Consider the following 25134-nt stretch of genomic DNA (forward strand, 5'->3'; position numbering starts at 1 on the left):
ATGAGTCGCATCTTCGAGGAACTCGATCGTCGTTCGACGTCGATCGGCGAGATCAGCCTTCGGCGGCGCCTCGAGCCCACCCTCCGGGTGGACGTGTTCGAGGTGAAGATCGGTGAGGACGGTCTGATGTCGAGCCTGATCACCGACGGTGAGCGGGCGGTGGCGACGCTGGGACTGGCCGCCACGTCGAACACCGAGATGGATGTGCTGGTCGGTGGTCTGGGCCTCGGCTACACGGCCGGCGCCGCGCTCGTCGACCCACGCGTCCGTTCGCTGCGCGTCGTGGACGCCCTCGCTCCGGTGATCGACTGGCACCGCCGACGGCTCGTCCCACTCGATCCGAGCCTGGTCGACGACGACCGGTGCGAACTCGTGCTGCGCGACTTCTTCGAGCTCGCACGGACCATGTTCGACTTCGGGCACGGCCCGACGATGTTCGACGCGATCCTGCTCGACATCGACCACTCCCCCCGTCACCTCCTCGACCCTGCCAACGCCGACTTCTACGAACCGCCCGGCGTGCAGCGCCTCGCTCGGTCGATCCTGCCCGGCGGCGTGTTCTCGCTCTGGTCGAACGACGAACCCGACGCCCGCTACCTCGGCGTGCTGCAGGAATCGTTCGAGCGGGCCGGAGCCGAGGTCGTCACGTTCGCCAACCCACTGACCGGCAGCGACACCAGCAGCACCGTCTACGTCGCCACGACCTGACGCACGGTGTGCCCGAGCGGACCGTGTCTCGGTCGAAGAAGGAACCGCGCCTGGACGTGGCAGGCGGTCCGGTCAGCCGACCGAGCCCTCCATCTGCAGTTCGATGAGGCGCGACCACTCGACTGCGTACTCCATCGGCAGCGTCTTGGTGATCGGCTCGATGAACCCGTTGACGATCATGCCCATCGCCTGCTCCTCGGAGAGGCCACGCGACATGAGGTAGAAGAGTTGCTCGTCGGCGATCTTGGACACCGTTGCCTCGTGGCCGATCTGTGCGTCACGCTCGCCCACCTCCATGTACGGGAGGGTCTTGGAGATCGAGTCCTCGTCGAGGATCAGTGCGTCGCACTCGACGTGGCTCTTGGCTCCCGTGGCACCCTCGTCGATGCGCACGAGCCCGCGGTACGTGGTGATGCCGCCGTCCTTGCTGATCGACTTCGAGACGATCTTGGACGTGGTGTTCGGGGCGGCGTGCACCATCTTCGCCCCGGCGTCCTGATGCTGGCCCTTGCCTGCGTAGGCGACGGAGAGCACTTCGCCGGTGGCGCCTTCGCCGACCAGGTAGACGGCCGGGTACTTCATGGTGAGCTTCGAGCCGATGTTGCCGTCGATCCACTCCATGTGGCCGTGCGCTTCCACCCGAGCCCGCTTGGTGACGAGGTTGTAGACGTTCGGCGACCAGTTCTGGATCGTGGTGTACGTGACCCGGGCGTGCGGCTTGACGACGATCTCGACCACCGCCGAGTGCAGGGAGTCCTTGGTGTAGACCGGAGCCGAGCAACCCTCGATGTAGTGGACCTTGGAACCCTCGTCGGCGATGATCAGCGTGCGCTCGAACTGGCCGGCCGACTCGGAGTTGATCCGGAAGTACGCCTGCAGCGGCATCTCGACCTCGACGCCCGGCGGCACGTAGATGAACGATCCGCCCGACCACACGCTCGTGTTCAGGGCGGCGAACTTGTTGTCGCCCGGCGGGATGACGGTACCGAAGTACTCCTTGACGAGGTGCGGGTACTCCCGCAGCGCCGTGTCCATGTCGGTGAACAGGATTCCCTGCTCCTCGAGGTCCTCACGGTTCTTGTGGTACACCACCTCGGACTCGTACTGCGCCGTGACACCGGCGAGGTACTGACGCTCGGCCTCGGGGATGCCGAGCTTCTCGTAGGTCCGCAGGATCTCCTCGGGCAACTCGTCCCACTCGCTGACCTGCTCGCCCTTGGGCCGCAGGTAGTAGTAGATGTCCTGGAAGTCGATGTCGGGCATGTTGACGGCGAACCACTCGGCCATCGGCTTCTTGTCGAAGAGACGAAGCGAACGCAGGCGCATCTTGCGCATCCACTCGGGTTCGCCCTTCCACCACGAGATCTGCTCGACCACGCCGGGATTGATCCCCTTTTCGGGGGTGAAGGCGTACTCGACGCCTTCGTCGCTCCAGCCGAGGTCGTACTTGCTGAGATCGAGATCGAATGTGGTCATCGAATCACTCCTGAGGATCGAATCGTGCTGGCTCCGGCGACAGAACCCGTGCTCACAGTGTACGAGCGCCACCCGGGAACCGGGTGACCCGGAGGGGCGATTCGGGATTCGAGGTCATGAACAGGACCGTCGAGGAAGGTCGATGGCGCTCGACGGCCACCTCGGCCGACCGGCCCACCCTTCCTTGGCGGAGTACCGTGACCGCTCATGGCCGGGCTCATCGACGCCGATTGGTTTCGCGCAGCGGTCTTCTCTGTTGCGACCGTGGCCACGATCGTCGCGTGGCGCCGGGAATCGCTACGACTCGTTCGGATCGGTCCTGGCGGGAGCACAGTGCTCTGGCCCACCTTCTGGCTGTTGCTCGGGGTGGTGTACGCGTCGATGGCGCTGGCGCTCGCCTCCGACCTCGCCGGCCGGCTCGGTGGTCTCGGTCGTGAGGTCGCCCGGAACGACGACTGGTACGACTCACGGCGCCCCCTCCAGGCGGCCGTGGTCGCAGCGATCGGACTCGTCTGGTTGACCGTCGTCGTCGTCGGGGTCTGGCGCGTCCCCGAACGCCGCCGTGCCTATCTACCGTCGGCTCTGCTGTGCATCTCGTTGGCCTGTTTCGCCATCGTCCGGATCGTGTCGCTCCACCAGGTCGACACCGTCGTCGGGCGCACGACCATCGAGGGAGTTCCCGTCGGAACGGTCGTCGAACTCGCCGGGCTCGCGATCGCCGTCGTACTCGCGACCGTTTCAGCGCGACGGCCGATCGTGGACCCTGCGACCGATTCCGAGTTGCCGAGCGGAGAGGTCCCGGAGATCCGCGGGCCAGTCGGTAGCGAAACGTAGGCCGGAGACGGAGCGGCTCAGGCGGCGGGCTGCTCGGAGTCGCCCGTGACGCTCGCAGCAGGGGCCGCATCGACTTCGACGAAGATGCATTCCCCGGGGCACATCTCGGCAGCGTGGATGACCGCACCCACGTGCCGGTCGGGAACCTGGGCGAGGCTGCCCGACCCACCCGGGTCGTTGCACGGGCGACCGGCCTCGGCCACGTAGGCGATGCCGTCCTCGAGCTGGACGAACACGTCGTCGCAGTGGTCGATGCAGATGCCGTCGCCGGTGCACAGGTCCTGGTCGATCCACACACGCATGACAGCGAGTGACGGTACCGCGACGCTCGTACATTGAAACGACCGTGAGCCAACAGAATCAGCCTCCTCCGACCGACGTCACATCCACGAACGCCACCGCCGGAGCGGTCGTGCCCACACCGTCGGCACCGCGCCGACCCCACGTGTGGAGCCGCCCGACGGGCGACGCCGACGACCACTTCGCGTGGATGCGCGACGTCGAGGATCCCGAACTGATCACCTACCTGCAGGAGGAGAACCGGTTCGCCGACGAGTACTTCGCGTCGCACGTTTCCACGATCGAGCAGATCTTCGATGAGATCCGCTCGCGCGTGCAGGAGACCGACGAGTCGACGCCGGTGTTCAACGGCGACTGGTGGTACGTCGGCTCCACCGTGGAGGGCGAAGAGTACGGCCGCCACCACCGCGGCCGCACGCTCACCGCCGACGCCCCGACATCCGGCTCCACGACGCCCGACGGCACGTCCCCTGCCGTCACGTCCCCCACCGGCACGTCGTCGAGCGCCACCCTCGCGGATCCGATGTTGCTGATGGACGAGAACGTCGAAGCCGAACGCGCCGGTGCCACCGACTACTTCGACCTCGGCGCGTTCGACGCGTGCCACGACCACACCATGTTCGCCTGGTCGATCGACACCGACGGCAACGAGCGCTACGAGATGAAGGTCCGTCGATTCGACGCCGACGGGACGTTCGTCGACCTCGACGACCGGATCGCCGACGTGGCCAACGCCGGCACCGCCTGGTCCGCCGACGGCAGCTTCCTGTTCTACGTGCGAGCCGACGACCAGGAGCGTCCGTACCAGGTGTGGCGTCACGAGATGGGCTCCGATGCAGCGATCGACGTGCTGGTCCACCAGGAGGACGACGAGCGCTTCTTCGTCGAGATCGGCGAGACCCGCTCCGATGCGTGGATCGTGATCCACGCGGGTTCGAAGACCTCCAGCGAGGTGCGCCTGCTGGCCTCGAACGATCCGACCGCCGAGCCCACGGTCGTGGCGGCGAAGGTCGATGGCGTGGAGTACCAGGTCGACGACTGGGGAGATCGTCTGGTGATGGTGACCAACTCCGGCGGTGCCGAGGACTTCCGGATCCTGGAGGCCGGGGTGGCGTCCGACTGGACCGAGCCCGAGGCATGGACCGAGTTCGTGGCGCACGAGGCCGGGCGCCGCATCATCGGTGTCGAACCGTTCGAGTCCCACCTCGTCGTGTACGAGTGGCGCGACGCCCAGCCCCGCCTCCGACTGCTGTTCCGCGACGGCACCGAGCGGGTGATCGATCTCGGTGTCGAACCACACGACGTGAACCTGTCGGCCAACCCGGAGTGGACCTCGACCACCCTGCGTTTCGCGATGCAGTCGATGACCGTGCCCGGCACGCTGTACGACGAGGACGTCGCGACCGGCGAGCGGACACTGCTGCGTCGGATCCCGACGCCCAACGTCGACCTCGACGACTACGTGGCGAGTCGGATGTGGGCGACCTCGGCCGACGGCACCTCGGTTCCGATCGACATCGTGCGCCACGTCGGCACCCCGCTCGACGGCACCGCCCCCGGCTGTCTGTACGGGTACGGGTCGTACGAGGCGTCGATGCCGCCGTGGTTCTCCGTCGGTCGTCTCTCACTGCTCGACCGGGGGTTCGTGTGGGCGCTCGCACACCCGCGTGGCGGCGGCGAGTTGGGTCGCCAGTGGTACCTCGACGGAAAGCTCGAGCACAAGCAGCACACCTTCGACGACATGCTCGCATCGGCTGAGCACCTGATCTCGACCGGCGTCGTCGATCCCGCCCGGCTCGCGATCCGCGGTGGTTCCGCCGGCGGGCTTCTCGTCGGGGCGTGCATGACGCAGCGGCCCGAACTGTTCGCGTCGGTGGTGGCCGAGGTGCCCTTCGTCGACATCGTCAACACCATCAGCGACCCGTCCCTGCCCCTGACCGTCACCGAGTGGGAGGAGTGGGGTGACCCACGGACCGAACCGTTCGCGTCGATCATGTTGGCCTACTCCCCCTACGACAACACCGTCGCCGCCGACTACCCCGCGCTCTACGTGACCGCCGGGCTCCACGACCCTCGCGTCAGTGTCCACGAGCCGGCGAAGTGGGTGGCCCGGCTGCGCGAGGTGGGCACGGGTGAGCGGCCCGTGGTGATGCGCACCGAGATGGGTGCCGGTCACGGTGGCCCGACCGGGCGCTACGACGCGTGGCGAGACGAAGCGCGGACACTCGCGTTCCTCCTGGCCACCACCTGACCACGAAGTCGCCGACCGGCGGCGTTCAGAGCGTCGCGACGGCGGCGAGCACCAGCAGAGCGGCGTTGCGACCGACGTGGCCCCACCCGATCGGCCGCACCGACCAGGCCCCGAAGCACGCACACGGCGGGTGCTCACCCGCTGCGAGCTTGCGGACGATCAGCGCGCTGAAGACGAACAGCAGAAGCGCGGCGGCGACAGCCATCGGCACCCGCAGCAACTGGACGATCAGCGATGCGCCGATCCCCAGTTCGACCCACGGCACCAACGGGACCGTCCACGCCGGGGCACCCAACCCCCGCGCCTGAGCCGGCCACGAGGCACGGGCAGCCAGCTTCGAGCCGCCGGCGACGACGAACGCCACACCCACCAGGACGGCGGCGATCGGTGGGATCAGGGACACCGGAGGAGTATGCCCCTGCCCGCTGCGGTCGGGCCACGCCCGCCACACCTCGGGGAAGGGGTGCATCGGTCGCGCCACCGGAACGGCGCTGCGCAGATCACTCGCCGACGGTGAGGGTGAGACCCTCGCTCGCGCCCACCACGTCGACGCCGCGTGCCTCGCCGTCGACACGGGCCTCCACCACGAGCCGGTCGAGGGTCTCGTCGTCGTGGGTCGGGTCGTGGTGGAACAGCGCGAGACGCTTCGCACCGGCTTCGGCTGCGAGCCACACGGCGAACCCGACCGTGCAATGGCCCCAGTCGCACTTGGTGGCGAACTCGGCGGGCGTGTACTGCGCGTCGTGGATCAACAGGTCGACGTCGCGACACAGGTCGAATGCACCCCGGGACGCCGCGAGGGTTCCGTCGCACGGCTGCTGGTGGTCGCTCAGGTAGGCGATGGACCGGCCGTTCCACTCGATGCGGTATCCGACCGTGCGGCCGATGTGAGGGATGACCCGGGACATCACACGGATGTCTCCGGCTGCGCCGCCGTCGATCACGAACTCGGAATCGCCGACCTCGGAGTACGAGACGTTGCCGGGCAGCATCGCCAGGTCGATCGGGAAGAGCGGCGGTGTGATCGTCCGAGCGAAGACCCGCTCGACCGACGTGCCGTCGTCCTGCGAGGGAGCGTGGATGGTGACCTCGGCACCGTCGGTGAGCAACGGCGTGAAGAACGGCAGGCCCTGGATGTGGTCCCAGTGGAGATGCGACAGCAGGCAGGTTCCGCGGAACGGGACGCCGGGCGGTTGCTCCAGTCCGAAGTACCGCAGGCCGGTTCCGAGGTCGAGCAGGATCGGATCCGCGCCCGGGATCCGGATCGCGACGCACGAGGTGTTGCCGCCGTAGCGCATGATGTCGGGACCGTGGCACGGCGTCGATCCACGCACACCGTGGAACGACGCCGTCATGGGCGGCGCGCCGGACGCGATGCCATCGGCAACGACGTCATCGGCCATAAAGTCAGATGAATTCCCGATGAACGAACCATAGGCCTCCATGGACCCGGCGCCCGCAAGGCGCCGAGTGTGAAGTTGGTCGCAGAAGCAGACCACCCGAACGGGTCATGCCGGACGACGGGTCCCGGCACGTCGTGATGTGCGCTGAGCGGTCGCAGCGGGCGACGCAGTACGGTCCGATCCATGAGTGAGCGGCGACGAATCCACCGGGAGGGCGTGGGCATCGAGTGTGTCGTCTCGGCCTCGATCGACGACACCGAGCGCCCGCTCGTCGTGTGTGCCCACGGCTTCCCCGACACGGCGCACACCTGGCGGCACCTCACCCCGGCACTCGAATCGGCGGGGTACCGCGTCGTCGCTCCGTTCCTGCGCGGGTACGCGCCGAGCGACGTTCCGGCCGACGGGTGCGTCCAGACCGGAGCGTCGTCGCTCGACATGATCGCCGTCCACGAGGAGTTCGGCGGCGACGAGCGCGCCGTGCTCGTCGGCCACGACTGGGGAGCGTCGATCGTCTACGGCGCTGCGGTCCACACCCCCGAGCGGTGGGCGAAGGTCGTCGGATTGGCGGTGCCGCCGGGCGGTGCGATGGGGGCCGCTCTCCTCACCAACGCCGACCAGCTCAAGAAGAGTTGGTACATGTTCTTCTTCCAGCACCCGCTCGCCGACGCCGTGGTCCCCGCCGGCGACCTCGCGTTCATCGACATGATCTGGCGCGACTGGTCACCCGGCTACGACGCCGCCGACGATCTGAGCGGCGTCAAGGACGCTCTCCGTGACCCCGACCACCTCGCCGCCGCGCTCGGCTACTACCGCGCGACGTTGAGCGGAGTCGGCGTGCGCGTCGACCTGGCCGACGTCCAAGCCGCGACTGGCACCCCGCCGAGCCAACCGCTGCTGTATCTCCACGGCGCCGAAGATGGCTGCATCGGGGCAGAGGTCGCCGAGTCAGCGCGGGCGATGACCGGTTCCGACACGACGATCGAGATCATCGACGGCCTCGGCCACTTCCTCCACCTCGAAGACGCGACCACGGTCGACACCCGCATCCTGGAGTTCCTCGCATGACCGACGACATCGCCGGCGTTCCCGCCCCCACCGCTCCCCTCCTCCCCGACGGAATCGTCGTCGTGGTGAAGGAGGAGTGCGAGACGTGCCGGATGGTGGTCCCGGTCCTCGGCCAGGTGGCTGCGGGTGTCGAGACCCACGTCTACGTCCAGGACGACCCCGACTTCCCCGGTGACCCGGCTGCGATCCCGGACACGGATCTCGCCGTGAGTTGGTTCCACGAGATCGAGACCGTGCCGACCGTGATCCGCGTCGAAGGTGGCGTCGAGGTCGCCCGCACGGTCGGATGGTCCCGCGCCGAGTGGGAGTCGGTGACCGGCCTGACCGGACTCGGTCCCGACCTGCCGGTGATGCGCCCGGGCTGCGGGTCGATGTCGGTGGACCCCGACCTCGTCGACGAACTCCGCGTCCGCTTCGGGCGCAGCACCCTGTCGTCGCGACGGATCGACGTCGCCTCGGCCGAGGACGAGTTCGAGATGATGTTCGCACGCGGCTGGACCGACGGGCTCCCCGTCGTCCCCCCGACCGAGGCGCGCGTGATGGCGATCCTCGAAGGCACCAGCCGCGCTCCGAGCGACATCGTGGCGACGGTGCCGCCCGACCTCGACGACGTGACCGTCGAGAAGGTGGCGATCGCGGCCGTCATGGCCGGGTGCAAGGCCGAGTACATGCCGTGGGTGCTCACCGCGGTCGAGGCGGCGTGCAACGGCGAGTTCAACATGCATGGCATCCTCGCCACGACGATGCCGGTCGGACCCGTGATCGTCTGCAGCGGGCCCGGCACCCGGGCGATCGGGATGAACTCGGGAGGCAACGCACTCGGCCAGGGAAACCGCGCGAACCTGACGATCGGGAGGGCGCTCCAACTCGTGGTGCGCAACTTCGGCGGTGGTCGCCCCGGCGAGGTCGACCGTGCCACGCACGGAAGTCCGGCCAAGATCTCGTTCTGCTTCGCCGAGGCCGACGACACCTCGCCCTACGGTCGCCTCGCCGCCGAGCACGGCATCGCGGACGGCGTCGATGCGCTCACCGTGTTCGCAGGGGAAGGCCCGCACTGCATGGTCGACCAGATCTCCCGCTCGCCCGAATCGCTGGCCCGCTCGTTCGCGCACAAGTTGCAGGCCGTCAACCACCACAAGCTGGTGATGGCCTTCGACGCGATCGTGGTGATGGGCCCGGAGCACGCCAGGGTCTTCGCCGAGGCCGGGTGGGATCGCGAACAGATCGTGGCGGGCATCAGCGAGCACCTGAACACTCCGGGTTCGGCGCTGGTGCGCGGTGCGGGCGGGATCGAGGAGGGTCTGCCGCTCGCGTTCGCCGACGCCGAGTCGCTGCCGAAGTTCCGTCCCGGCGGGCTGATGCTCACCTACGCAGGCGGCGGCGCCGGGCTGTTCTCCCAGATCATCGGTGGTTGGGCGAACGGCGACATCGGCTCCAGGCCGGTCACACGGGCCATTGGATACTGACCCCGATCCGGGGCAGGACCTGTCCGTTGCACTCCGCGGCATGGTCCCGACAGGATTCCACGTGGGTGTCCGGGCGGTCTCGCTGCACGACGCCGACCTACTCGCTCCCGACGAACGCCTCTTCACCACCTCGATGTCCGACGTGCGACGAGCCGAGTTCGCATCGGGTCGCGCTCTGCTCCGAGATCTGACCGGGGCGGCTGGGCCGATCATGCGCCGACCGAACCGAGCGCCGGACCTTCCCGCCGGCGTGGTCGGTTCGCTGTCCCATGACCGTCGCTACGCGGTCGCGGTGATCACGCGACGATCCGACGTGTCCGCCATCGGAATCGACATCGAACCGACGGGCGGTGCTGCCCTGTCCGACGCCGAGGCGACGCTCATCGTGCGTCACGACGACGTCGTCCCGTCGCCACTCGCCACCTTCGTGATGAAAGAAGCGACGTACAAGGCGTGGAGCGTGCTCGGCGGGCCCGTGTTGGAGCACCACGACGTGCGGGTCGCCCACGACGACGGCCGGTTCGAAGCGTCCGTTCTCGACCCGTCGTCCCCGTCGCCGCAGACGACGTTCAACGGCACACTGGTACGAACGTCCGACTATTGGATCGCACTGGTGATCTCGGCGACGGACAACTCGGCACAGGCTCGCCGACCTGGCGTCTGACACCGATCGACCGTGCGGCGCGGAGTACGTTGACGTCATGTCCACCCTGCTCGATCCCACCAGCGAACGTCGCATCGCCGAACGTGAGCGTCTCGCTCGGCCCGCAGACCTCGAGGGTCTGACCGTGGGGTTGCTCGACATCTCGAAGGCTCGCGGCGACGTCTTCCTCGACCGGATCGAGGAACGCCTCGTGGGCATCGGTGCCGACGTGAAGCGGTACCGGAAGCCGACGTTCACCAAGCCGGCGCCGGTGGACCTGCGCCACCAGATCGCCACCGAGTGCCATGTGGTGATCGAGGCTCTCGCCGATTGAGGCAGTTGCACGTCGTGCAGTGTGCACGACATCAACGATCTCGAACTCCGCGGCGTTCCGTCGATGTTCGTTGCCTCCGATCAGTTCGTCGAAGCGGCTGAGACGCAGGCCCGTTCACTCGGCTTTCCTGCGGTTTCCCGCGTCTTCACTCCGCACCCGATCCAGGATCGGACCGACGACGAGATCATCACCTACGCAGATGTCGTCTTCGAACAGATTCTCCACGCACTGACGAACTGAGATTTCGGGCGCTGCGAAGGGAACGCCGATGTCGGACCACGTCAGACCGGCAGCCGGATCCGATTCCCCATGGATACCGCTCGGTCGAGCCACGGATCTTGCGTACGCTGCACCGATGCGAATGCCGTTCTCACATTTGCCCGGCGTCGCAGCCCGCAAGGTCCGCGGTCTGTCCCGGCGATTGGAACGACGGATCCCGGGAAGAGCGGCGGTCCTGGCCTATCACCGGGTCGCATGTCCTGCGGTCGATCCATGGGACCTCGCGGTCACTCCGACCAACTTCGAAGCGCAGCTCGACGTCCTGTGCGACACCGGCAAGGTCCGGCAGCTCCACGAGTTGCTCGGCGAATCGGCGACGACGCGCATGCGCAAGCGCGTCGTCCAGTTCGCGATCACGTTCGACGACGCATACGTGGACAACCTCGAGGAGGCTCTCCCGCTACTGGAATCCTTCGATGCCCCGGCGACCGTGTTCGTCGCCCCCGGTCTCCTCGGTCGATCCTCCTTCTGGTCGGATGTCCTCGCCGAGTTGGTGCTCGGGTCGGGCCTCGAAGCCTGTCGGGTGCTCGGTGCCGCTCGAGAAACCGGCATCCTGAACGGCGACGAATCGATGGAACGGGTCCACCCAGATGCCCGCTGCGCGCTCGACCTGCTCTACGGTCGATTGATCCTTCGGCACGTCGATGCCATCGAGTCCGACCTCGGCCGGCTCGCCGAGGAGTTGGGCGTCGAACTCCCTGTGCCACACAGCCGACCGATGACAGTCTCGGAGTTGACGGCATTGGCCGCCCATCCCCTCATCACCATCGGAGTCCACACGATGACCCATCCGCTGCTTCCGAGTCTCTCGATCGCATCCGTACGAGCGGAGATCGACGAGTCGGCGCAACAACTCGACGAACTCGTCGGCGTGGAGCATCGAGTACTCGCCTATCCGTACGGAGCGTCGTCGAAGGCCGTCGTCGACGTGGCTCGCAAACTCGGGTTCGACCACGCAGTGACGACGCAGTCGGGATGGCTGAGCCGGCGAGGTGACGGCCTCACGACGCCGCGGCTGCACGCGCCCGATGTCGACGGCCCGACACTCGCAGAGTGGCTGTGGCGCTGGGCCTGACAGCGATCGGGTCACACGGCCTTGGTGACCTTCACTGCGTTGACGATGCTGTATTCCACGTGCTGTTCGTCGAGTTCGGCTTCCGTCAACTCGTCCTGACCGAGGCCGTGGAGGAATGCGAGGGCGGAAAGCACGTTGCCGTGCGACTCCACCTCGGACCGATCCCTGCCGAAGACGGCATCGCACGCCCGACCGAGCGCGTGGTGGGTGAACGAGTAGTACCAGGTGTCGCCCCACTCGTCGGTCGCGATGTTCGAGATTCCTGGCACGGTCAGCAGGAGCACGCCTCCTGGAACGAGGATGCGCTCCAGAGTGCGCAACGCCGCCACGTAGTCGAAGATGAGATGCAGGGTCTGCGTCAGAACGATGCAGTCGAACGCATCGTCGGGCAGCATCGAACCGTCCGCGAGATCACCGACGAAGGTGACGCCGGCGGCTGCAGGATCGATGTGCAGGACGTCGGCCTGGACAACCCGTGAACCGCCGAACCGGTGGGTGTACGACGCATCGCCGACCTCCAGGACCCGGCCCCGGATGTCGCCGGCGTGGCGTTCCAGGAATCCTTCGATGTAATACCGGTCAACCGGTCCACCACGGGCGTAGCCGAAGTCCGAGGAGATGGGTGTCGTACGGCGAAGATCGCCGAAGCGCACGTGGCCGGAGCGCGGCGTGACCGGTCGTCCGGCGAGCCGCTTCATGGCATGGCGAGCGCCAATGGGGACCGTCCGTCGAACGAGTTCGCGGATCCTGTCGGTCATTGTCGGCTCCTGTCAGGGGTGATGGCGATCCCGAAGACCGCGGGGACGGCCGCGTCATGGCGGTCGATCAACGGACCGAGGTCGGTCGCGACCGCATCGAGGTCGGCGACCGTCGCTGCGTTTCCGAACGACTCGACGGCGGCCCGATGGTGTGGCAGCGCAGAACGAACCATCTCGACCACGACATCGGCATCGGGCCGGGCGGGGTCGAGCGCCGGTCCGGGCACGAGCAGGAACGCTGCGCCGTCCGCAGTGACTCGACGACCGACACCTGCGATGAGCGAAGCGGTGGCGACCGTTGTCGCGACCGCAAACGGCACCACCACGCGGTCGTACGTCGTCGACGCCGTTGCGGCGTCGCTCCACGAACACCTCGTCGTTCTTTCGGCGAAGACCTCGGCAGGCGGAGCATCGGTCCACTGCCTGTGGGCCCCAGGTGCAACCACCACGAGCGTCGTGCCCGTGATCGGACCTGCGATCGGCGCCAGGAACTGCTCGCTCCAGTGGGCGACGACAGTCGTCGGCGGCACCGGAGGGCGCACCCGGTCGCGAACGGTCCTCGCCATCCGACGGACGGGTTCGGGCAACCGTCGGCGGAACGTTTCGGGTCGTGCGGTCGGGAGGCCAGAGCGAGGGGACTCGCTTCGGTCGAGGTTGCGTCGGACCACCTCGAGCGAGGCGGCATCACTTCCCACGTTGTCGACGATGTATGTCCGCAACCATTCGGCGTAATGCCGGAGCGGCTCGCTGGGACCCGTCCACTGCCACTCGCCGGCGTCGATGGCGACGTGGCACGCGGAAGCCTCATGCTGACGATAGAGAGCGAGAGGACGCGGGTCCACCACGGCGCGCAGTTGCAGGGCGATCTTGGAGTAGAGCACCTGATCTTCGTACAGGTTCCGGAACGAGTCTTCGAACCCACCAACTCGCAACAGACTGGCTCGGTCGATCAGCGTGCTACAGATCGCCGGCACACGAAAGGCATCAGGTTCCAGGTAGATGTCAGCGAACAGCTCGGGAGGTTCGATCACCTCGTGCGTCATGCTGTCCGGGAGAACCATCTTGTCATCAAGGACGCGGTCGGCGGGGTCGTCCGTCCAACTGTGCCAGCGCCAGGCGCCACCAAAGACGGCATCGGCATCGGCATGGTGGGCGAGGACTCGCATGGCGTGCGACAGGGCACACGGCAACCAGACATCGTCGCAGTCCAGAAACCCGACGTACTCCCCGTGTGCTGCGTCAAGCCCGGCATTCCGTGACGCACCCGTCCCAAGATTGGCGTGTCCGTCGTGTTCGAGGTAACGAATGCGACCGTCCGAGTCCGCCCATCGACGGGCGATCGCCGTACTGGCGTCGGTACTGCCGTCGTCGACCAGGACGAGTTCCCAGGCGATTGCGTCGCCCTGGGCGACGACGCTGCGGATCGCCTCGTCGATGAACGCAGCTCCGTCGAGGAAGATCATGATGCACGTCACCGACGGCGCAGTGTTCACCCCGATCCCCCGGCGTCCACCGACGGTTCGTCGATTCGATCCGCCTTCCAGTTCGAGCCGATCTTCACGAGGCGGTGCAGCCGCCCGAGGTCGTCGCCCTCCACACTGAAGGCGACCACGGCGTCGTGTTGCTCAAGGTGCTCGTACGTCGTCCCCAGCCACACGCTGATGACGTACTCACCCGGCGTGAGGACCGGTGGCAGCTCGCACTGCAGGCGGTATCGGCCGGTTGCGGGCATCGCAGCGTCGATTCGGTCGCTGAGCGCCTCGTCGATGATCCCGACCCCGCTCTTGGTCTGCACCGAGCAGAAAATGTCGAGCCCCGGCACCGATTCGTTCACGGCCACGTCGACCCGGATCCAGCCCGTACTGCGCGTGGTCAGCACCGACTGTTCGACGCCGTACGCATCCACCAGCGCGACGCCGACGACCTGGGCAGCGAGCGTCGGGTCGACCTCGACCACCAGCGCCGTCGACTCCGCTGCCGTCGAGCGGATGTAGTCCTCGATGATCGTCGCAGTCGGGCCGATCCCCCGGATCTGCCCCTTGTCCAACCACAGTGTCGTGGTACAGAGGCGGGCCATCGCATCCATGTTGTGACTCACGAAGAGCACCGTTCGCCCGCTGCGCTCGACCTCGTCCATCTTTCCGAGACAGCGTCGCTGGAACTCGACGTCGCCGACCGCGAGCACCTCATCGACCAGCAGGATCTCGGCCTCCATGTGGGCCGCGATGGCGAACCCCAAGCGGAGGTACATGCCCGACGAGTAGCGCTTGACAGGCGTGTCCATGAACCGATCGAGACCGGCGAAGTCCACGATCTCGTCGAGACGGGCCCGAATCTCGCGCTTGGACATCCCGAGGATCGCCCCGTTCAGGTACGTGTTCTCGATCCCGGTCAGTTCCCCGTGGAATCCGGTGCCCACCTCGAGCAGCGAGCCCACTCGACCGCGCGTGCGCGACGTTCCCTCGGTGGGCGTGGTGATGCCGTTGATCACCTTGAGCAGGGTGCTCTTGCCTGCGCCGTTCGACCCGATGATCCCGAGCGCGTTCCCGCCTTCGACAGCGAGCGACACGTCGCGCAGCGACCAGAAGAACTCCTGGGCCTCGCGACGAGCTGCGCCGCGCAGCCGTCGCGCGAACCCCGCCAGCGTGTCGCGGAGATCGGCGCCCTCGCCGTAGTGCTCGCCGAGGCGATACCGCTTGCCGACGGAGTCGAGTTCGATGACGTTGTTCACAGGGTGCCGCCGATCAGATGATGTCCGCGAACTCACGTTCGCGACGACGGAAGTGGACGAGGCCGATGAGCAGCACGACGACGGCGGACGCGAGCGAGGTCGTCAATTGCGCAGCTGTCGGGATGCCCGTCGAGACGAGCGCCCAGCGCAGCAGTCCCACCGCACCACTCACAGGGTTGACGTACATCAGCGTGCGCCAACCGCCCGGAACGAGTTCGGGGGGGAAGGCGATCGGCGCGGCGAACAACATGAACTGCATGCCGAAACCGACGACCGTGCTCACGTCGCGGTACTTCACGACGGCTGCGCTGAACAGATAGACGGGGCCTGCGACCGCCATCACCAACAGCACGACACCGCTCGGTACGCCGAGCAGAAGCCGGAGCGGGGCGAGGCCTCCGCCCATTGCAACGTTGACGACGAGAGCGAGAACGGTCGCGACGGCGAGGTCGATGAAGCCAGGAACGAACGTCGCTGTCGGGGCCACGATGCGCGGGAAGGCCACCTTCGTCAACAGTTCGGAGTTGGCGAGGAGGCTGGTCGTGCCGGCCTGGATCGTCGACGAGTAGTACCCCCACACACCGCTGCCGAGGAGTGCGAATGCGAAATAGGACGGCCCGTCGATCTCGACGTCGTTCAGGCGATTGAACAGGACCGTGAACGTGAGCGCTCCGACCAGCGGCTGGATCCCGGCCCACGCAACACCGAGGAGGGCCTGCTTGTATCGCGACTTCAGGTCACGGAGCGCGAAGAAGAACACGAGCTCGCGATGGGTCCACAGTTGACCGAATCCAAGCGAGGGCCATCGGCGGGCGGACGAGGTGTTGACGATCCAGGGAAGCTGATCGGCATCGCCTTTGACGGTCGAGGCTCCGATGTGCTCAGGTGACGAGGCCATGTGGACGCCTCCCTTTCCAGTTCCTGCGCGAATTCGTCGGACGGGCGCCAGACGCGAGCCGTCGAGCGGAAGGTTCGTCGACATCGAAGTCGCCGACAGTCCGAATCGGCCGGACCTCGACGTCACCGGCCCCGCCCTGGTCATCGCCCGAGAAGGTGGGGTACCGGTCGGTTCGACGTTCGTCCCGCCCGGCACCAGGCTGGTCGGTCCGTTCGCCGAGGTCGTCGAGATGCGTGCCGGCGCGCCACTGCCTGCTCCGACCGACGTCGCCGTGGAGATCACGGTGGCGATCTGCACCCGAAATCGCCCGGAGTTGCTCGAACGATGCCTGCAGGCGATCCGCGTCGCCGTGGACACGGCGGGATCCCAGGTCGTCGCCAGGATCCTTGTCGTCAACAATGCATCCGACAATGATCGACCGATGGCGGTAGCGCAGTCGATGGGGGTCGAGGTGGTGCGTGAACCAGTTCCCGGGCTCGACGTCGCTCGCAATCGAGCCGTCGCCGCGGCCACGGGTGAGGTGCTGGCCTTCGTCGACGACGACACCGTGGCGGACCCGACCTGGTTGCTCGCGCTGGCCAGGTCGTTCGCCGCACACCCGGACGCCGTGGCGGTCACCGGGAGCGTCACTGCGCTGAGCCTGGCGACCGATGCCCAGGTGACGTTCGAGGGATGCGGCGGATTCTTCAAGGGATGGCATGCCGGCCCACTCGAATGGGACACGCGGCCCGGCCTGCCGTTCGATCCAGGGATTGGCGTCGGTTGCAACATGGCTTTCCGGCGATCGGCTCTCGCGTCCGTTGGGCCCTTCGACGAAGCACTCGACACGGGACCGCCACTGGCGGGCGGAGGCGACCTCGACATGCTGGTGCGGATGGCCCGGTTCGGAACGGTCGTGTACGAGCCCTCTGCGATGGTCCGTCACGAGCATCGAGCCACGCTGGAGGCGTTGGGTGCCCAGTACCGCTCGTGGGGCCTCAGCTGGGGCGCCGTACTCCACAAGTGGTATCGCCGCTCGCCGACCGAGCGGAAACTGATCAGGAGCGTGACCTACTGGACGGTGCGCTGGTACGTCCACGATCTGATCGTGCCGCGGGCGCCCGGCCATCTTCGACACCGCGACGCATGGCGGATGCTGGTCGGGTTCGCAGCGGGCGTCACCACCGCATACCCGCGTTCGCAGCGCCGGATGGCTCGTCGCCGCGCTGAGGCCGCGGGCCTTGCGTTCTGATCGAATCGCGATCATCGGCTGCGACCCTCCCGTCGGACGCGTCGTTGCGAGCGCACGTAGTTGAGCGGGCCGCGAAGCGTTCCCCTCAGCTGGGCGCTGGCGATTACGGGCGGTACCGGTCCACGCCCGACGAGTGCCTTGATCCGGCTGATCGCGACGTAGCCGGAAACCCGTGCGAGCCGGTGCACGGCGCGCATATCGTGATCGCGTGCGAGCGTGGTCAACTGCAGCGCGACGTGCCCGGAGTAGTAGTTGGCGATCTGGGTATCGAGCGCCTTGACGGTGTCGCGGTGGCGATGCCAGACATATGCGGTCGGCTCGTAGCACACCGTCCAACCCGCGCGCGCTACGCGGTAGAGCAGATAGCTGTCCTCGCCCACCCCGCTCGGCATGCCCGGTCCGAGTGCCTCGTCCAAGAGGCCGACCTCGGGATCGCACAGGATCGAGCGTCGGAAGGCCAAGTTGGCCGTAGCCCCGAGGTCCCACGCCGGGAACGCCGTCCACGGCCTGGACGCTTGGGCCCAACGGCTCTCGAACGGGCGAAAGCCCTTGCTCAACGGGCTGATCGCCTCGAAGTCGAATTGCGCTTGGTTGCGGAGCTCGAGTGGTTGGACGTTGCCGCAGACCACCATCACATCGTTGCGTCGGAACGACGTGAGCAGCAGATCCAACCACCCATCGGTCACGCGGACGTCATCGTCGACGGTGACGATCACATCACCGCTGGCCGCCAGAAAGCCCGCGTTGCGAGCGTACGCCGCCCCGCGCCGCGGTTCATCGACGCGCCGCACACTCGGGAAGCGGGCACACACCTGGCCCGTGAGACCGGACTCCGGATGGTTGTCGACCACGATCACCTCGAAGGCGTGCCGGCTCGTGTGAGCGACGACGGAGGCCAGACATGCCGCGAGGTCGTCGGGCCGGTCGAGGGTGGCGATCACGATCGATGCCGAGCACGGCGCACGCTCGTCGAGGTGCGACGCCCGAGGCCGGTACACCGCATCAAGGAGACGCGCGATGGCGACCTCTCGCACCTCTCCGACCGACCGATCACTGCATTCCGCCAAGACCCCGACGCCACACTCGTCGATGATCGCCTCGCGCCATGTCCGCGCGCACCAGGGGTGCGGCCGGGCGGGCACGGAGATTCTGCCGATCGCCCGGCGACCGCAGGTGAGCAGCACGAGCTCCTCGCCGCTTCCGACGTCGGCGGGTGGCAACGCTGCAGTCACCTCGGCCACCCCGACCGCAACCGCACCCGACTCCGAACCGCCCTGCCGATCGACCTCGGGCGCGCCTGCCCCCGACGAATCGACAGCAACGTCGTATGCGGCGGCGCCGTTGATGGCCTGCGACGCCCGGTACTCGTTGCGCGCCGCCGCACGCGCGAAGCCAACGACCTCGGCTGCCGGGATGCGGACGGGCACTCTGTTGGGAACCAGCCACGCCCGTACGAACGCTCGCGGCCATCGATCGGTCGCATACCAGTACATGACGCGCGCCGTGTCGGCCACGCTGGCGCGGCCGGCGCTTCGCGCGGCCGCCATCATCGACCACAGTGCGCCGTTGTTTCGGAGCTGCGCGGCGAGCTCGGTCATCGATCGACGGTGGTCGTGAAAGACGATCGCCGACGGCTCGTACCGGGCGGTCATCCCCGCCGAGAGGACGCGATGGAAGGCGTCGAGGTCGCCGCCTCCTCCCGTCGGCGTGCCGACGTCGAGCGCCGGATCGAACCCTCCCACGCGCTCGAGCGAAGCGCGTCGGAACGCCATGTTGGCGCCGGTCCCCCACTCCCCGACACCCAGGCCAGACGAGACGGGCGATGGACCGTTGGACCAGTGCCGCCGAAAGCCGCGACCGAACCCGCCGAGCCGTTCGAATACGTGCTGAGCCGGCGTATCTAGGGCGTACGGCACGACGAGTCCCGTCGCCATGGCCAGATCGGGTTGTTCGTCGAAGGCCGCCGCCAGAGCGGCCGTCCACCGCTCGTGCGGAACGGCATCGTCGTCGGTGTAGGCGATCACCTCGGTCGCGCATTCCCGAAGGGCTCGGTTCCGAGCGTGGTCGAGCCCGGGCTTCGGCTCGACGACGTACTCGAAATCGGGGAAGCGTTCCGCCACCAGAGTCGCCGTCGCGTCGGTGGACGGTGCGTTGTCGACGACGAGCACCCGCGCCGGCGTCAGTTGGCCGACCAGCGCCTCGAGGCACTTCACCAGACGCTCAGGTCGGTTTCGTGTACACACCGCGACGGTCATCGAAGTGAAGGGTTTCGAACTGCGCCGCCCGTTCAGCGTGAGCGCGTCGAGGTCTGGTGCCTGCCCCGGAGACGCATCGGCCAATGCCTTGAGCAGGACAACTCGCAGCAGGTCGTCTCCGAGCTCGGCGTTCACCGCTGCGGCGATCGACGCGGCTGGACAACTGTCCCCTTCGACCGGGACTCGGACCGCGCCCACCGGCTCGCCGTCGACCAAGACCAACACGTGCACGAACACGTAGTCCTCGAGGCCCCTCAAGTCGTCCGCGCCGTCGGCGAGATCGATCGCAACGACCCTCGTCGGCAGGGCGCCCCACCGTCGCTCGCCCGCTGCGTTGGTCATCGCGTCGCCGCCTGCCGGAATCGTCGGACACGTACGTCGTACGGCCATGCGACCGGCGTGAGGGCGAGGAGCGCCTCTCCGGCCGACCGACCGGCGCTCACGAGGTCGCGCACTGCGCTGCGAACGTCCCGTTGCCGCAGCGACACTCCGGCATAGGTCAGTCGGTCGGCGGCGCGATGCCACTCGTGGTGTCGGTGAAGGTTCCGGACGAGCCGGCGCGTTGCCGGTGGCAGCGAGCGGTCGGTGAGGCATTTGAAACGCGCGAAGAGATCCTCGCGCCGCGTGGTCCTCTGATCGGACGAGAGGGAGTCGCCGGTCTGGCGGTAGTCGAGCACGACGTCCGGCACGTAGACGATCGGCCCTCGCGACGAGATGCGCAACCACAGGTCGTAGTCCTGCGCGACACGCATGATCGGGTCGAACTCGCCGACATCGGCGAGCCGTTCACGCCGCATGAGCACCTGACCGACCGTGTAGACGAACAGCGCATAACCGAATGCATCGATCGGTGACGGCTCGTCTCTGTCGAGTGTGCGCGTCGCGTGCCGAGGTGTCCACCAACGCTGAGTATCGATCACCACTCGCCGCGACGCCGCCTCGATCCGTACCAGCGGTACCACCTCGCCCGCATCATCGACGGCAGCGACGTCACCATGCGCAGCCGTGGCCCCCGGCGCGGCCCGCAAAGCGGCGACCAGGACCTCGAGCGCTGTCGGACGAAGCAGGTCGTCGTCATCCAGGAAGAGGATGAACTCGCTGTGCGGATCGGCGGTCGAGGCGCCGGTGTTGCGTGCGGCCGACAACCCGGCGTTGGGCTGTTGCACCAGGCGAACCCGGGGATCGCCGGTTGCGACTTCTTCGACGATGCTCGCCGAGCCGTCGGTCGATCCGTCGTCGACGAGGATGTACTCGAAATCGTCGAAGGTCTGAGCCGTGACGCTCCGAAGGGTCTTCTGGAGGTGGTCGGCACCGTTGAAGACCGGCGTCACGACGGTGACGGTCATGGAGCAGCCGCCTCGTCGTCCACGTACAGCATCGTGCACGGGTCAACCGGAATGCGCAAACCGACGACGAGTCCTTCGACGAAGTAGCCGATCCGACGCAGACCGTTGTACCGCCGACCCGTCGCGAAGTAGAAGACCGGCTTGATCAGACCGAACCACAGAACCTCGTGTGCGATCACGGGGAGGATCCCGAGGTTGCGGCACTTGAGTTGTTTGGCGTAGGCCGCGCCGATCCCGTACCAATCGCGACGTGTCAGCCCGCGCCCCTGCTCCCAGGTGCGAAAGCCGTGATGGAGGACGACTGCATCAGGCGTCTGCAGCACCCACCAGCCTGCCGCGAGCACGCGAGCTGCTAGGTCGCGGTCCTCTGCGCTTCGCAGACGTGCTCCAGGCCCGAGCAACTCGTCGAAACCACCGATCGACAGGACGTGTTTCCGACGTACCGCCATTCCGGCACCGATCCCACGGGCGAGCGACTTCGTCATCAACGAACGAACGACCCGGAGTTCACCGACCGCGTGATCGGGGATAAAACCCAATTGGATGTCGTGTTCCCCGGGGTCGACGCGACAGAACGCGACGGCAACCTTTTCTGCCGAGCTCACCGCAGCGTGGAACCGTCGCGCCCAGTCCTCAGGAACAGTGACATCGTCATCGATGATCAGCACGATCTCGTGGGACGCAGCTCGCAATCCGATGTTCCGCCCGCAGCTGACACCCGAGGTGACCGACCGCAGGATCACGAGCCGATCGTCATCCACCAGATCGAGTGTCGACCCGGTTCCGGCACACTCACTTTGATCGACGACGATGAGCTCGATGTCGATGCCCTCGCTCGCGAGGACCGACCGCACTGAATCACCGATGCTGTCACGATTCTTGGTCGAGATGACGACACTCACCGACCGGCGAGCATTTTCTTTCAGGACAGCGGATCGGCTCGGCGGACCGGTGTGGTTGAGGTCCTGAAAATTGCGCGACATGGGCGAGGTGATGACTGTTCTCGCTGCGTTCGGGGACGACTCGCCTGCGGTCGATGAACTGTAGCCGGTCCGGACTCCGACGTTCCAGCGCCCCACTGCGGCGGCCTTCTGGGTGAGGATGATCTCAACTCGTCAGGTTCCAGATGATCGCCGTTCCGTCCTGGGACGCACTGACGAACCGACGCGAATCAGCGAAGAACGCAACCGACGACACCGCTGCTCCGTGGCCAGTCGAGTCACTGACGATCTCCCCCGTCGCTGTCGACCACAACCGGACGACGGAACCCTCTGCGCCGGACGCGACGTATCGCCCGTCCGGCGACACGGCGGTACGAGCGAGTCGCAGCTTCGTTCCCTCGAACGTCCTGACGAGGGATCCGGTCGCCACGTCGATGACCGAGACATTGCCGCTGAGGTCACCGGCGACGACCGACTTCCCGTCGGGAAGGTAGGAGAGCGACCAGTACCCGCCCATCGTCGCAGGAAGGTCGGCGATGAGTTCGAACGTCTCGAGGTCCCACACCTTCATCGTCGAATCGTCGCCTGACGTGACCAATGTCGAATCATCGGGGGAGATCGCAACGTCGAGCACCGTGTTGGAGTGACCGGGGAACGTGTGAAGCACGTCGCCGGACCGGGCGTCGATCACCGTCACGGTGAAATCGTGCGATGTTGCGACGACGAAGCTCCCGTCGTGGGCGTAGCGGACCCGATTCGTGAAGAACGAACAGCCTGCGACGTCTTCGGCTTCACCTCCGACCTCGCGTCGACGCTCGCCGCCATCGCCCGGCCAGAAGCTGACGGTGTCGTCGAACGATGTCGCCGCCCGACGCTGGGCAACGCCGGTCACGATTTCCGTGCCATCAGCAGAGAACGCGACACTGTCGACGTTTCCTTCCTCGTGGACCAGGCGCTGCACGTCGACACCAGTCTCGCCCGGCGCCTCGAACAATCCGACCACGCCGTCGGTCGACGCAGTGGCCACGCTCCCATCGGCGGAGACGGCGACATCGTTGATCGGCGCAGATTGAAACTCCTCGATGATCTCCGGCTCGGTTGCGTCGGGTCCGATGAATCCGACTCGTCCCGATGCGTCGACGAACACGGTGGCCCTCCTGGCGGCGTCGACATCGATGTCTGCGACGGGACGGTTCCCCGCATGGACCTCGACGAGTTCCTGACGCTCGTCGAATCGCATGATCGAACCGTCTGCCAGCACGACGAGGTCGTTGACGACCTGGACGACCGGCGCCGGGACCGACGTCGAAACGACCTCCACTCCGGCGACGTCCACGACCCGGATCCCGGCGGAGTCCGGGATCACCAGGCGGCCGTCTGAGGCGAACCCCCACGAATCGACCCTCACACCCGTGCCGATCGCCACGCTCCACGACGGATCGCTCGCACCGATCTCGAAGACGACGACTCGACCTTGTTCGGGGTCGAGCGCACTCACGAGACCGAACGCCACGCGCTCGCCCGAGGTGACCAGATGCGCAACGGCAGCATCGTCGTCGATGCCCGAGGCGATCGACGCAACGACAGCGTCCTGCCCACCGTTCCATGTCACCACTTCCGGCATCGGGCCACCGGCGAGGGTCAACAGGACGCGGCCATCGTCTGCGACGGCGACGGGCCCGACGGTTCGATCCGCTGGCGCGATCCACTCGTCGAGAACCGATCCGTCGTCTGCGTCGACGACTCTCACACCACTCGAACCCGTGACGACCAATGAGCCGTCAGCCCGGAATTCTGCAGTGCTGACCGCCGTCAGGTCGGCGACCAGTGACGGCTCGCTTTCGGTCGTCCACAACGCAAGCTCCCCGGCGTCGGTCACCTGGGCGACACGGTCGCCGGTGGGCGAGAGCTCGATGGCACGTGTCGAACCTCTCGCCAGTGCAATCGAGCGAAATGCCGACGAGTCACCGGATCGGATGAAGATGTCGGTCGTCGTCGCAACGACGATCTGCTCACCGTTGGACGCAGCCGCGATTGCTCGACCCTGTCCGAGACGCGTTTCGCGTTGGACCGACGCCTGCGTCGCCACGACCTGCGAGCCGCCGTCGACCTCCGTGCCTGCTGCGGGACTCGTCGGTGTCGTCGCGACCTCGGTCGACCCTGCGCACGAGGTAGCGAACAGCGCAGCCGCCACGAGCGACGGCCCCAGCCGACGCCCGCCGTTCTTCCGCGAGGAGGGTCGTTCGATCGCATGCACCATTCCCATGATCAGAAGCCCGAACGCTCCCAAACGCGTTCGGCGAGGTTGGTCCGAACGGCTGCGATGTACTGCTCGGCGCCAGGTGTGTACCAACGACCGGCGAACCAGACCCCGAGACATCCTTCGACGTCGCCGGCACGATAGTCGCCACGCCCGTCGACGCTGTTGAGCCACCCGAGGTTGCCCTCGTAACAATCGCGCCACACAGCGTATGTGTAGTCGAGATTGTACGAACTGGAGAGGATCGCATTCGCGTCCTCGAATGCCTCTTGGTGGTAGAGCCAGCGCACTTGGCCGAGGCCGAACGACTCCGGGCACTCGCCGATGTGCTGGCGATCACCATTCGACTGGGGCGGATAGTTCCCGATCCCGAAATACGGCGAGCACGCAGTCGGGTCGGTACTGAAGTCGCCCTGATTGCTCTGGTTCCAGTAGGACTCGCCGACGATCTGTGCTCGGACGAGGTCTTCGTCGATTCCCCACTTGCACGCGACCCACTGCAGGATCTCATCGGTGGTTCCGGTGAAGTCGCCGTCGACACGCGGAAAGCGGTTGTTCGGACCGGTGCCGGGAGTGGCGTTCGCAGAGGCGTTCGCAGGACGGTTCTCGGCGCTCGGTCGAACCAGCGATGCGCACTGGGCACCGCTCGGGAGCGACGACCCTGGGGGCACCGTGGCGAACCGGCCATTCGTCGGAGACGTTCCCGAATTGCGCGTGTCGAGCAGACGGAACGGTGTGAACGACACCAACTCACTGCTCTCCGGATACGCCGCGTTCACATCGACGACCAGATCCACCGGCGACGACGACCACAGGCACACATCTCCAGCATCACCCAACGCCACCACCGTCGCATTCGACACCGCCGCACCCGGCCGAT

General features: G+C 67.0%; 21 protein-coding genes and 1 pseudogene. 9 read left to right on the forward strand and 13 right to left on the reverse strand.

Features of this window, described 5'->3' with window-relative positions; all coding sequences use genetic code 11:
- On the forward strand, positions 1–708 hold the full coding sequence (locus ABJK40_RS22005) for a spermidine synthase (protein ID WP_348479235.1): 708 nt from the start codon (positions 1–3) through the stop codon (positions 706–708).
- Between the two features lie 72 nt (positions 709–780).
- Here the strand turns inward: ABJK40_RS22005 and sufB are convergent, their stop codons facing one another.
- Positions 781–2184: a Fe-S cluster assembly protein SufB gene (sufB, locus tag ABJK40_RS22010; RefSeq protein WP_348479236.1), complete on the reverse strand. Its 1404-nt coding sequence runs from the start codon at positions 2182–2184 to the stop codon at positions 781–783.
- Positions 2185–2391: 207 nt separating this feature from the next.
- Between sufB and ABJK40_RS22015 the strand changes: the two genes are divergently transcribed.
- The gene (locus ABJK40_RS22015; protein ID WP_348479237.1) at positions 2392–3018 is read left to right on the forward strand and encodes a hypothetical protein; all 627 of its coding nucleotides are present in this window, start codon (positions 2392–2394) and stop codon (positions 3016–3018) included.
- Positions 3019–3035: 17 nt separating this feature from the next.
- Here ABJK40_RS22015 and ABJK40_RS22020 read toward each other — a convergent pair whose 3' ends face one another.
- On the reverse strand, positions 3036–3320 hold the full coding sequence (locus ABJK40_RS22020) for a ferredoxin (RefSeq protein ID WP_348479238.1): 285 nt from the start codon (positions 3318–3320) through the stop codon (positions 3036–3038).
- A 44-nt stretch (positions 3321–3364) separates the two neighbouring features.
- Between ABJK40_RS22020 and ABJK40_RS22025 the strand changes: the two genes are divergently transcribed.
- Positions 3365–5569, forward strand: coding sequence for a S9 family peptidase (locus tag ABJK40_RS22025; protein ID WP_348479239.1), 2205 nt, complete (start codon positions 3365–3367; stop codon positions 5567–5569).
- Between the two features lie 25 nt (positions 5570–5594).
- On the opposite strand, the gene ABJK40_RS22030 is transcribed toward ABJK40_RS22025, so the two are convergent.
- Positions 5595–5972, reverse strand: coding sequence for a MauE/DoxX family redox-associated membrane protein (locus ABJK40_RS22030; RefSeq protein WP_348479240.1), 378 nt, complete (start codon positions 5970–5972; stop codon positions 5595–5597).
- A 97-nt stretch (positions 5973–6069) separates the two neighbouring features.
- A complete protein-coding gene (locus ABJK40_RS22035; protein ID WP_348479241.1) occupies positions 6070–6972 on the reverse strand; it encodes an MBL fold metallo-hydrolase in 903 nt (300 codons plus the stop codon).
- 183 nt (positions 6973–7155) lie between these two features.
- Between ABJK40_RS22035 and ABJK40_RS22040 the strand changes: the two genes are divergently transcribed.
- The 5 genes from ABJK40_RS22040 (at position 7156) to ABJK40_RS22060 (ending at position 11834) form a co-directional block, all read left to right on the forward strand.
- Positions 7156–8037: an alpha/beta hydrolase gene (locus ABJK40_RS22040; RefSeq protein WP_348479242.1), complete on the forward strand. Its 882-nt coding sequence runs from the start codon at positions 7156–7158 to the stop codon at positions 8035–8037.
- Positions 8034–9503 (forward strand): thioredoxin family protein, encoded by a 1470-nt coding sequence (locus tag ABJK40_RS22045; protein WP_348479243.1) that lies wholly within the window; start codon positions 8034–8036, stop codon positions 9501–9503. The genes ABJK40_RS22040 and ABJK40_RS22045 overlap by 4 nt, the downstream gene beginning before the upstream one ends.
- A 40-nt stretch (positions 9504–9543) precedes the next feature.
- Positions 9544–10167: a hypothetical protein gene (locus ABJK40_RS22050; protein ID WP_348479244.1), complete on the forward strand. Its 624-nt coding sequence runs from the start codon at positions 9544–9546 to the stop codon at positions 10165–10167.
- Between the two features lie 37 nt (positions 10168–10204).
- Entirely contained in the window at positions 10205–10720 is a 516-nt protein-coding gene (locus tag ABJK40_RS22055; protein WP_348479245.1) for a UGSC family (seleno)protein, read from the forward strand.
- Between the two features lie 115 nt (positions 10721–10835).
- The gene (locus ABJK40_RS22060; RefSeq protein ID WP_348479246.1) at positions 10836–11834 is read left to right on the forward strand and encodes a polysaccharide deacetylase family protein; all 999 of its coding nucleotides are present in this window, start codon (positions 10836–10838) and stop codon (positions 11832–11834) included.
- Positions 11835–11845: 11 nt separating this feature from the next.
- Here the strand turns inward: ABJK40_RS22060 and ABJK40_RS22065 are convergent, their stop codons facing one another.
- Genes ABJK40_RS22065 through ABJK40_RS22080 form a run of 4 tightly spaced genes read right to left on the reverse strand, consistent with a single transcriptional unit; the run spans position 11846 to position 16221 of the window.
- Entirely contained in the window at positions 11846–12592 is a 747-nt protein-coding gene (locus ABJK40_RS22065; protein ID WP_348479247.1) for a methyltransferase domain-containing protein, read from the reverse strand.
- Positions 12589–14067, reverse strand: a complete 1479-nt coding sequence (locus ABJK40_RS22070; RefSeq protein ID WP_348510400.1) for a glycosyltransferase family A protein — start codon at positions 14065–14067, stop codon at positions 12589–12591. The genes ABJK40_RS22065 and ABJK40_RS22070 overlap by 4 nt, the downstream gene beginning before the upstream one ends.
- 14 nt (positions 14068–14081) lie before the next feature.
- The gene (locus tag ABJK40_RS22075) at positions 14082–15323 is read right to left on the reverse strand and encodes an ABC transporter ATP-binding protein (protein WP_348480920.1); all 1242 of its coding nucleotides are present in this window, start codon (positions 15321–15323) and stop codon (positions 14082–14084) included.
- A 13-nt stretch (positions 15324–15336) separates the two neighbouring features.
- Positions 15337–16221: an ABC transporter permease gene (locus tag ABJK40_RS22080; RefSeq protein WP_348480919.1), complete on the reverse strand. Its 885-nt coding sequence runs from the start codon at positions 16219–16221 to the stop codon at positions 15337–15339.
- On the opposite strand from ABJK40_RS22080, the gene ABJK40_RS22085 reads away from it, so the two are divergent.
- Positions 16220–17452 (forward strand): glycosyltransferase family 2 protein, encoded by a 1233-nt coding sequence (locus ABJK40_RS22085; protein ID WP_348480918.1) that lies wholly within the window; start codon positions 16220–16222, stop codon positions 17450–17452. The genes ABJK40_RS22080 and ABJK40_RS22085 overlap by 2 nt on opposite strands.
- Before the next feature lie 11 nt (positions 17453–17463).
- On the opposite strand, the gene ABJK40_RS22090 is transcribed toward ABJK40_RS22085, so the two are convergent.
- From ABJK40_RS22090 to ABJK40_RS22110, 5 genes and pseudogenes are all read right to left on the reverse strand, one after another.
- Positions 17464–20049, reverse strand: coding sequence for a glycosyltransferase (locus ABJK40_RS22090; RefSeq protein ID WP_348480917.1), 2586 nt, complete (start codon positions 20047–20049; stop codon positions 17464–17466).
- Positions 20046–21053, reverse strand: a complete 1008-nt coding sequence (locus tag ABJK40_RS22095) for a glycosyltransferase (RefSeq protein ID WP_348480916.1) — start codon at positions 21051–21053, stop codon at positions 20046–20048. The genes ABJK40_RS22090 and ABJK40_RS22095 overlap by 4 nt, the downstream gene beginning before the upstream one ends.
- Positions 21050–22036, reverse strand: coding sequence for a glycosyltransferase (locus ABJK40_RS22100; RefSeq protein WP_348480915.1), 987 nt, complete (start codon positions 22034–22036; stop codon positions 21050–21052). The genes ABJK40_RS22095 and ABJK40_RS22100 overlap by 4 nt, the downstream gene beginning before the upstream one ends.
- A gap of 124 nt (positions 22037–22160) precedes the next feature.
- Positions 22161–24254, reverse strand: a complete 2094-nt coding sequence (locus ABJK40_RS22105; RefSeq protein ID WP_348510401.1) for a WD40 repeat domain-containing protein — start codon at positions 24252–24254, stop codon at positions 22161–22163.
- Between the two features lie 8 nt (positions 24255–24262).
- Positions 24263–25134 (reverse strand): annotated as a pseudogene (locus ABJK40_RS22110) (hypothetical protein); the annotation flags it as partial.

The organism is Ilumatobacter sp. (assembly GCF_039969435.1).
In the GTDB taxonomy this organism is placed as follows: Bacteria; Actinomycetota; Acidimicrobiia; order Acidimicrobiales; family Ilumatobacteraceae; genus Ilumatobacter_A.

Coding starts and splice junctions, on each gene's coding strand:
- ABJK40_RS22040 (WP_348479242.1), top strand. CDS start 7,156: ATGAGTGAGCGGCGACGAATCCACCGGGAGGGCGTGGGCATCGAGTGT.
- ABJK40_RS22065 (WP_348479247.1), bottom strand. CDS start 12,592: ATGACCGACAGGATCCGCGAACTCGTTCGACGGACGGTCCCCATTGGC.
- ABJK40_RS22100 (WP_348480915.1), bottom strand. CDS start 22,036: ATGTCGCGCAATTTTCAGGACCTCAACCACACCGGTCCGCCGAGCCGA.
- ABJK40_RS22035 (WP_348479241.1), bottom strand. CDS start 6,972: ATGGCCGATGACGTCGTTGCCGATGGCATCGCGTCCGGCGCGCCGCCC.
- ABJK40_RS22015 (WP_348479237.1), top strand. CDS start 2,392: ATGGCCGGGCTCATCGACGCCGATTGGTTTCGCGCAGCGGTCTTCTCT.
- ABJK40_RS22095 (WP_348480916.1), bottom strand. CDS start 21,053: ATGACCGTCACCGTCGTGACGCCGGTCTTCAACGGTGCCGACCACCTC.
- ABJK40_RS22020 (WP_348479238.1), bottom strand. CDS start 3,320: ATGCGTGTGTGGATCGACCAGGACCTGTGCACCGGCGACGGCATCTGC.
- ABJK40_RS22090 (WP_348480917.1), bottom strand. CDS start 20,049: ATGACCAACGCAGCGGGCGAGCGACGGTGGGGCGCCCTGCCGACGAGG.
- ABJK40_RS22005 (WP_348479235.1), top strand. CDS start 1: ATGAGTCGCATCTTCGAGGAACTCGATCGTCGTTCGACGTCGATCGGC.
- ABJK40_RS22105 (WP_348510401.1), bottom strand. CDS start 24,254: ATGGTGCATGCGATCGAACGACCCTCCTCGCGGAAGAACGGCGGGCGT.
- sufB (WP_348479236.1), bottom strand. CDS start 2,184: ATGACCACATTCGATCTCGATCTCAGCAAGTACGACCTCGGCTGGAGC.
- ABJK40_RS22050 (WP_348479244.1), top strand. CDS start 9,544: ATGGTCCCGACAGGATTCCACGTGGGTGTCCGGGCGGTCTCGCTGCAC.
- ABJK40_RS22085 (WP_348480918.1), top strand. CDS start 16,220: ATGTGGACGCCTCCCTTTCCAGTTCCTGCGCGAATTCGTCGGACGGGC.
- ABJK40_RS22080 (WP_348480919.1), bottom strand. CDS start 16,221: ATGGCCTCGTCACCTGAGCACATCGGAGCCTCGACCGTCAAAGGCGAT.
- ABJK40_RS22060 (WP_348479246.1), top strand. CDS start 10,836: ATGCGAATGCCGTTCTCACATTTGCCCGGCGTCGCAGCCCGCAAGGTC.
- ABJK40_RS22045 (WP_348479243.1), top strand. CDS start 8,034: ATGACCGACGACATCGCCGGCGTTCCCGCCCCCACCGCTCCCCTCCTC.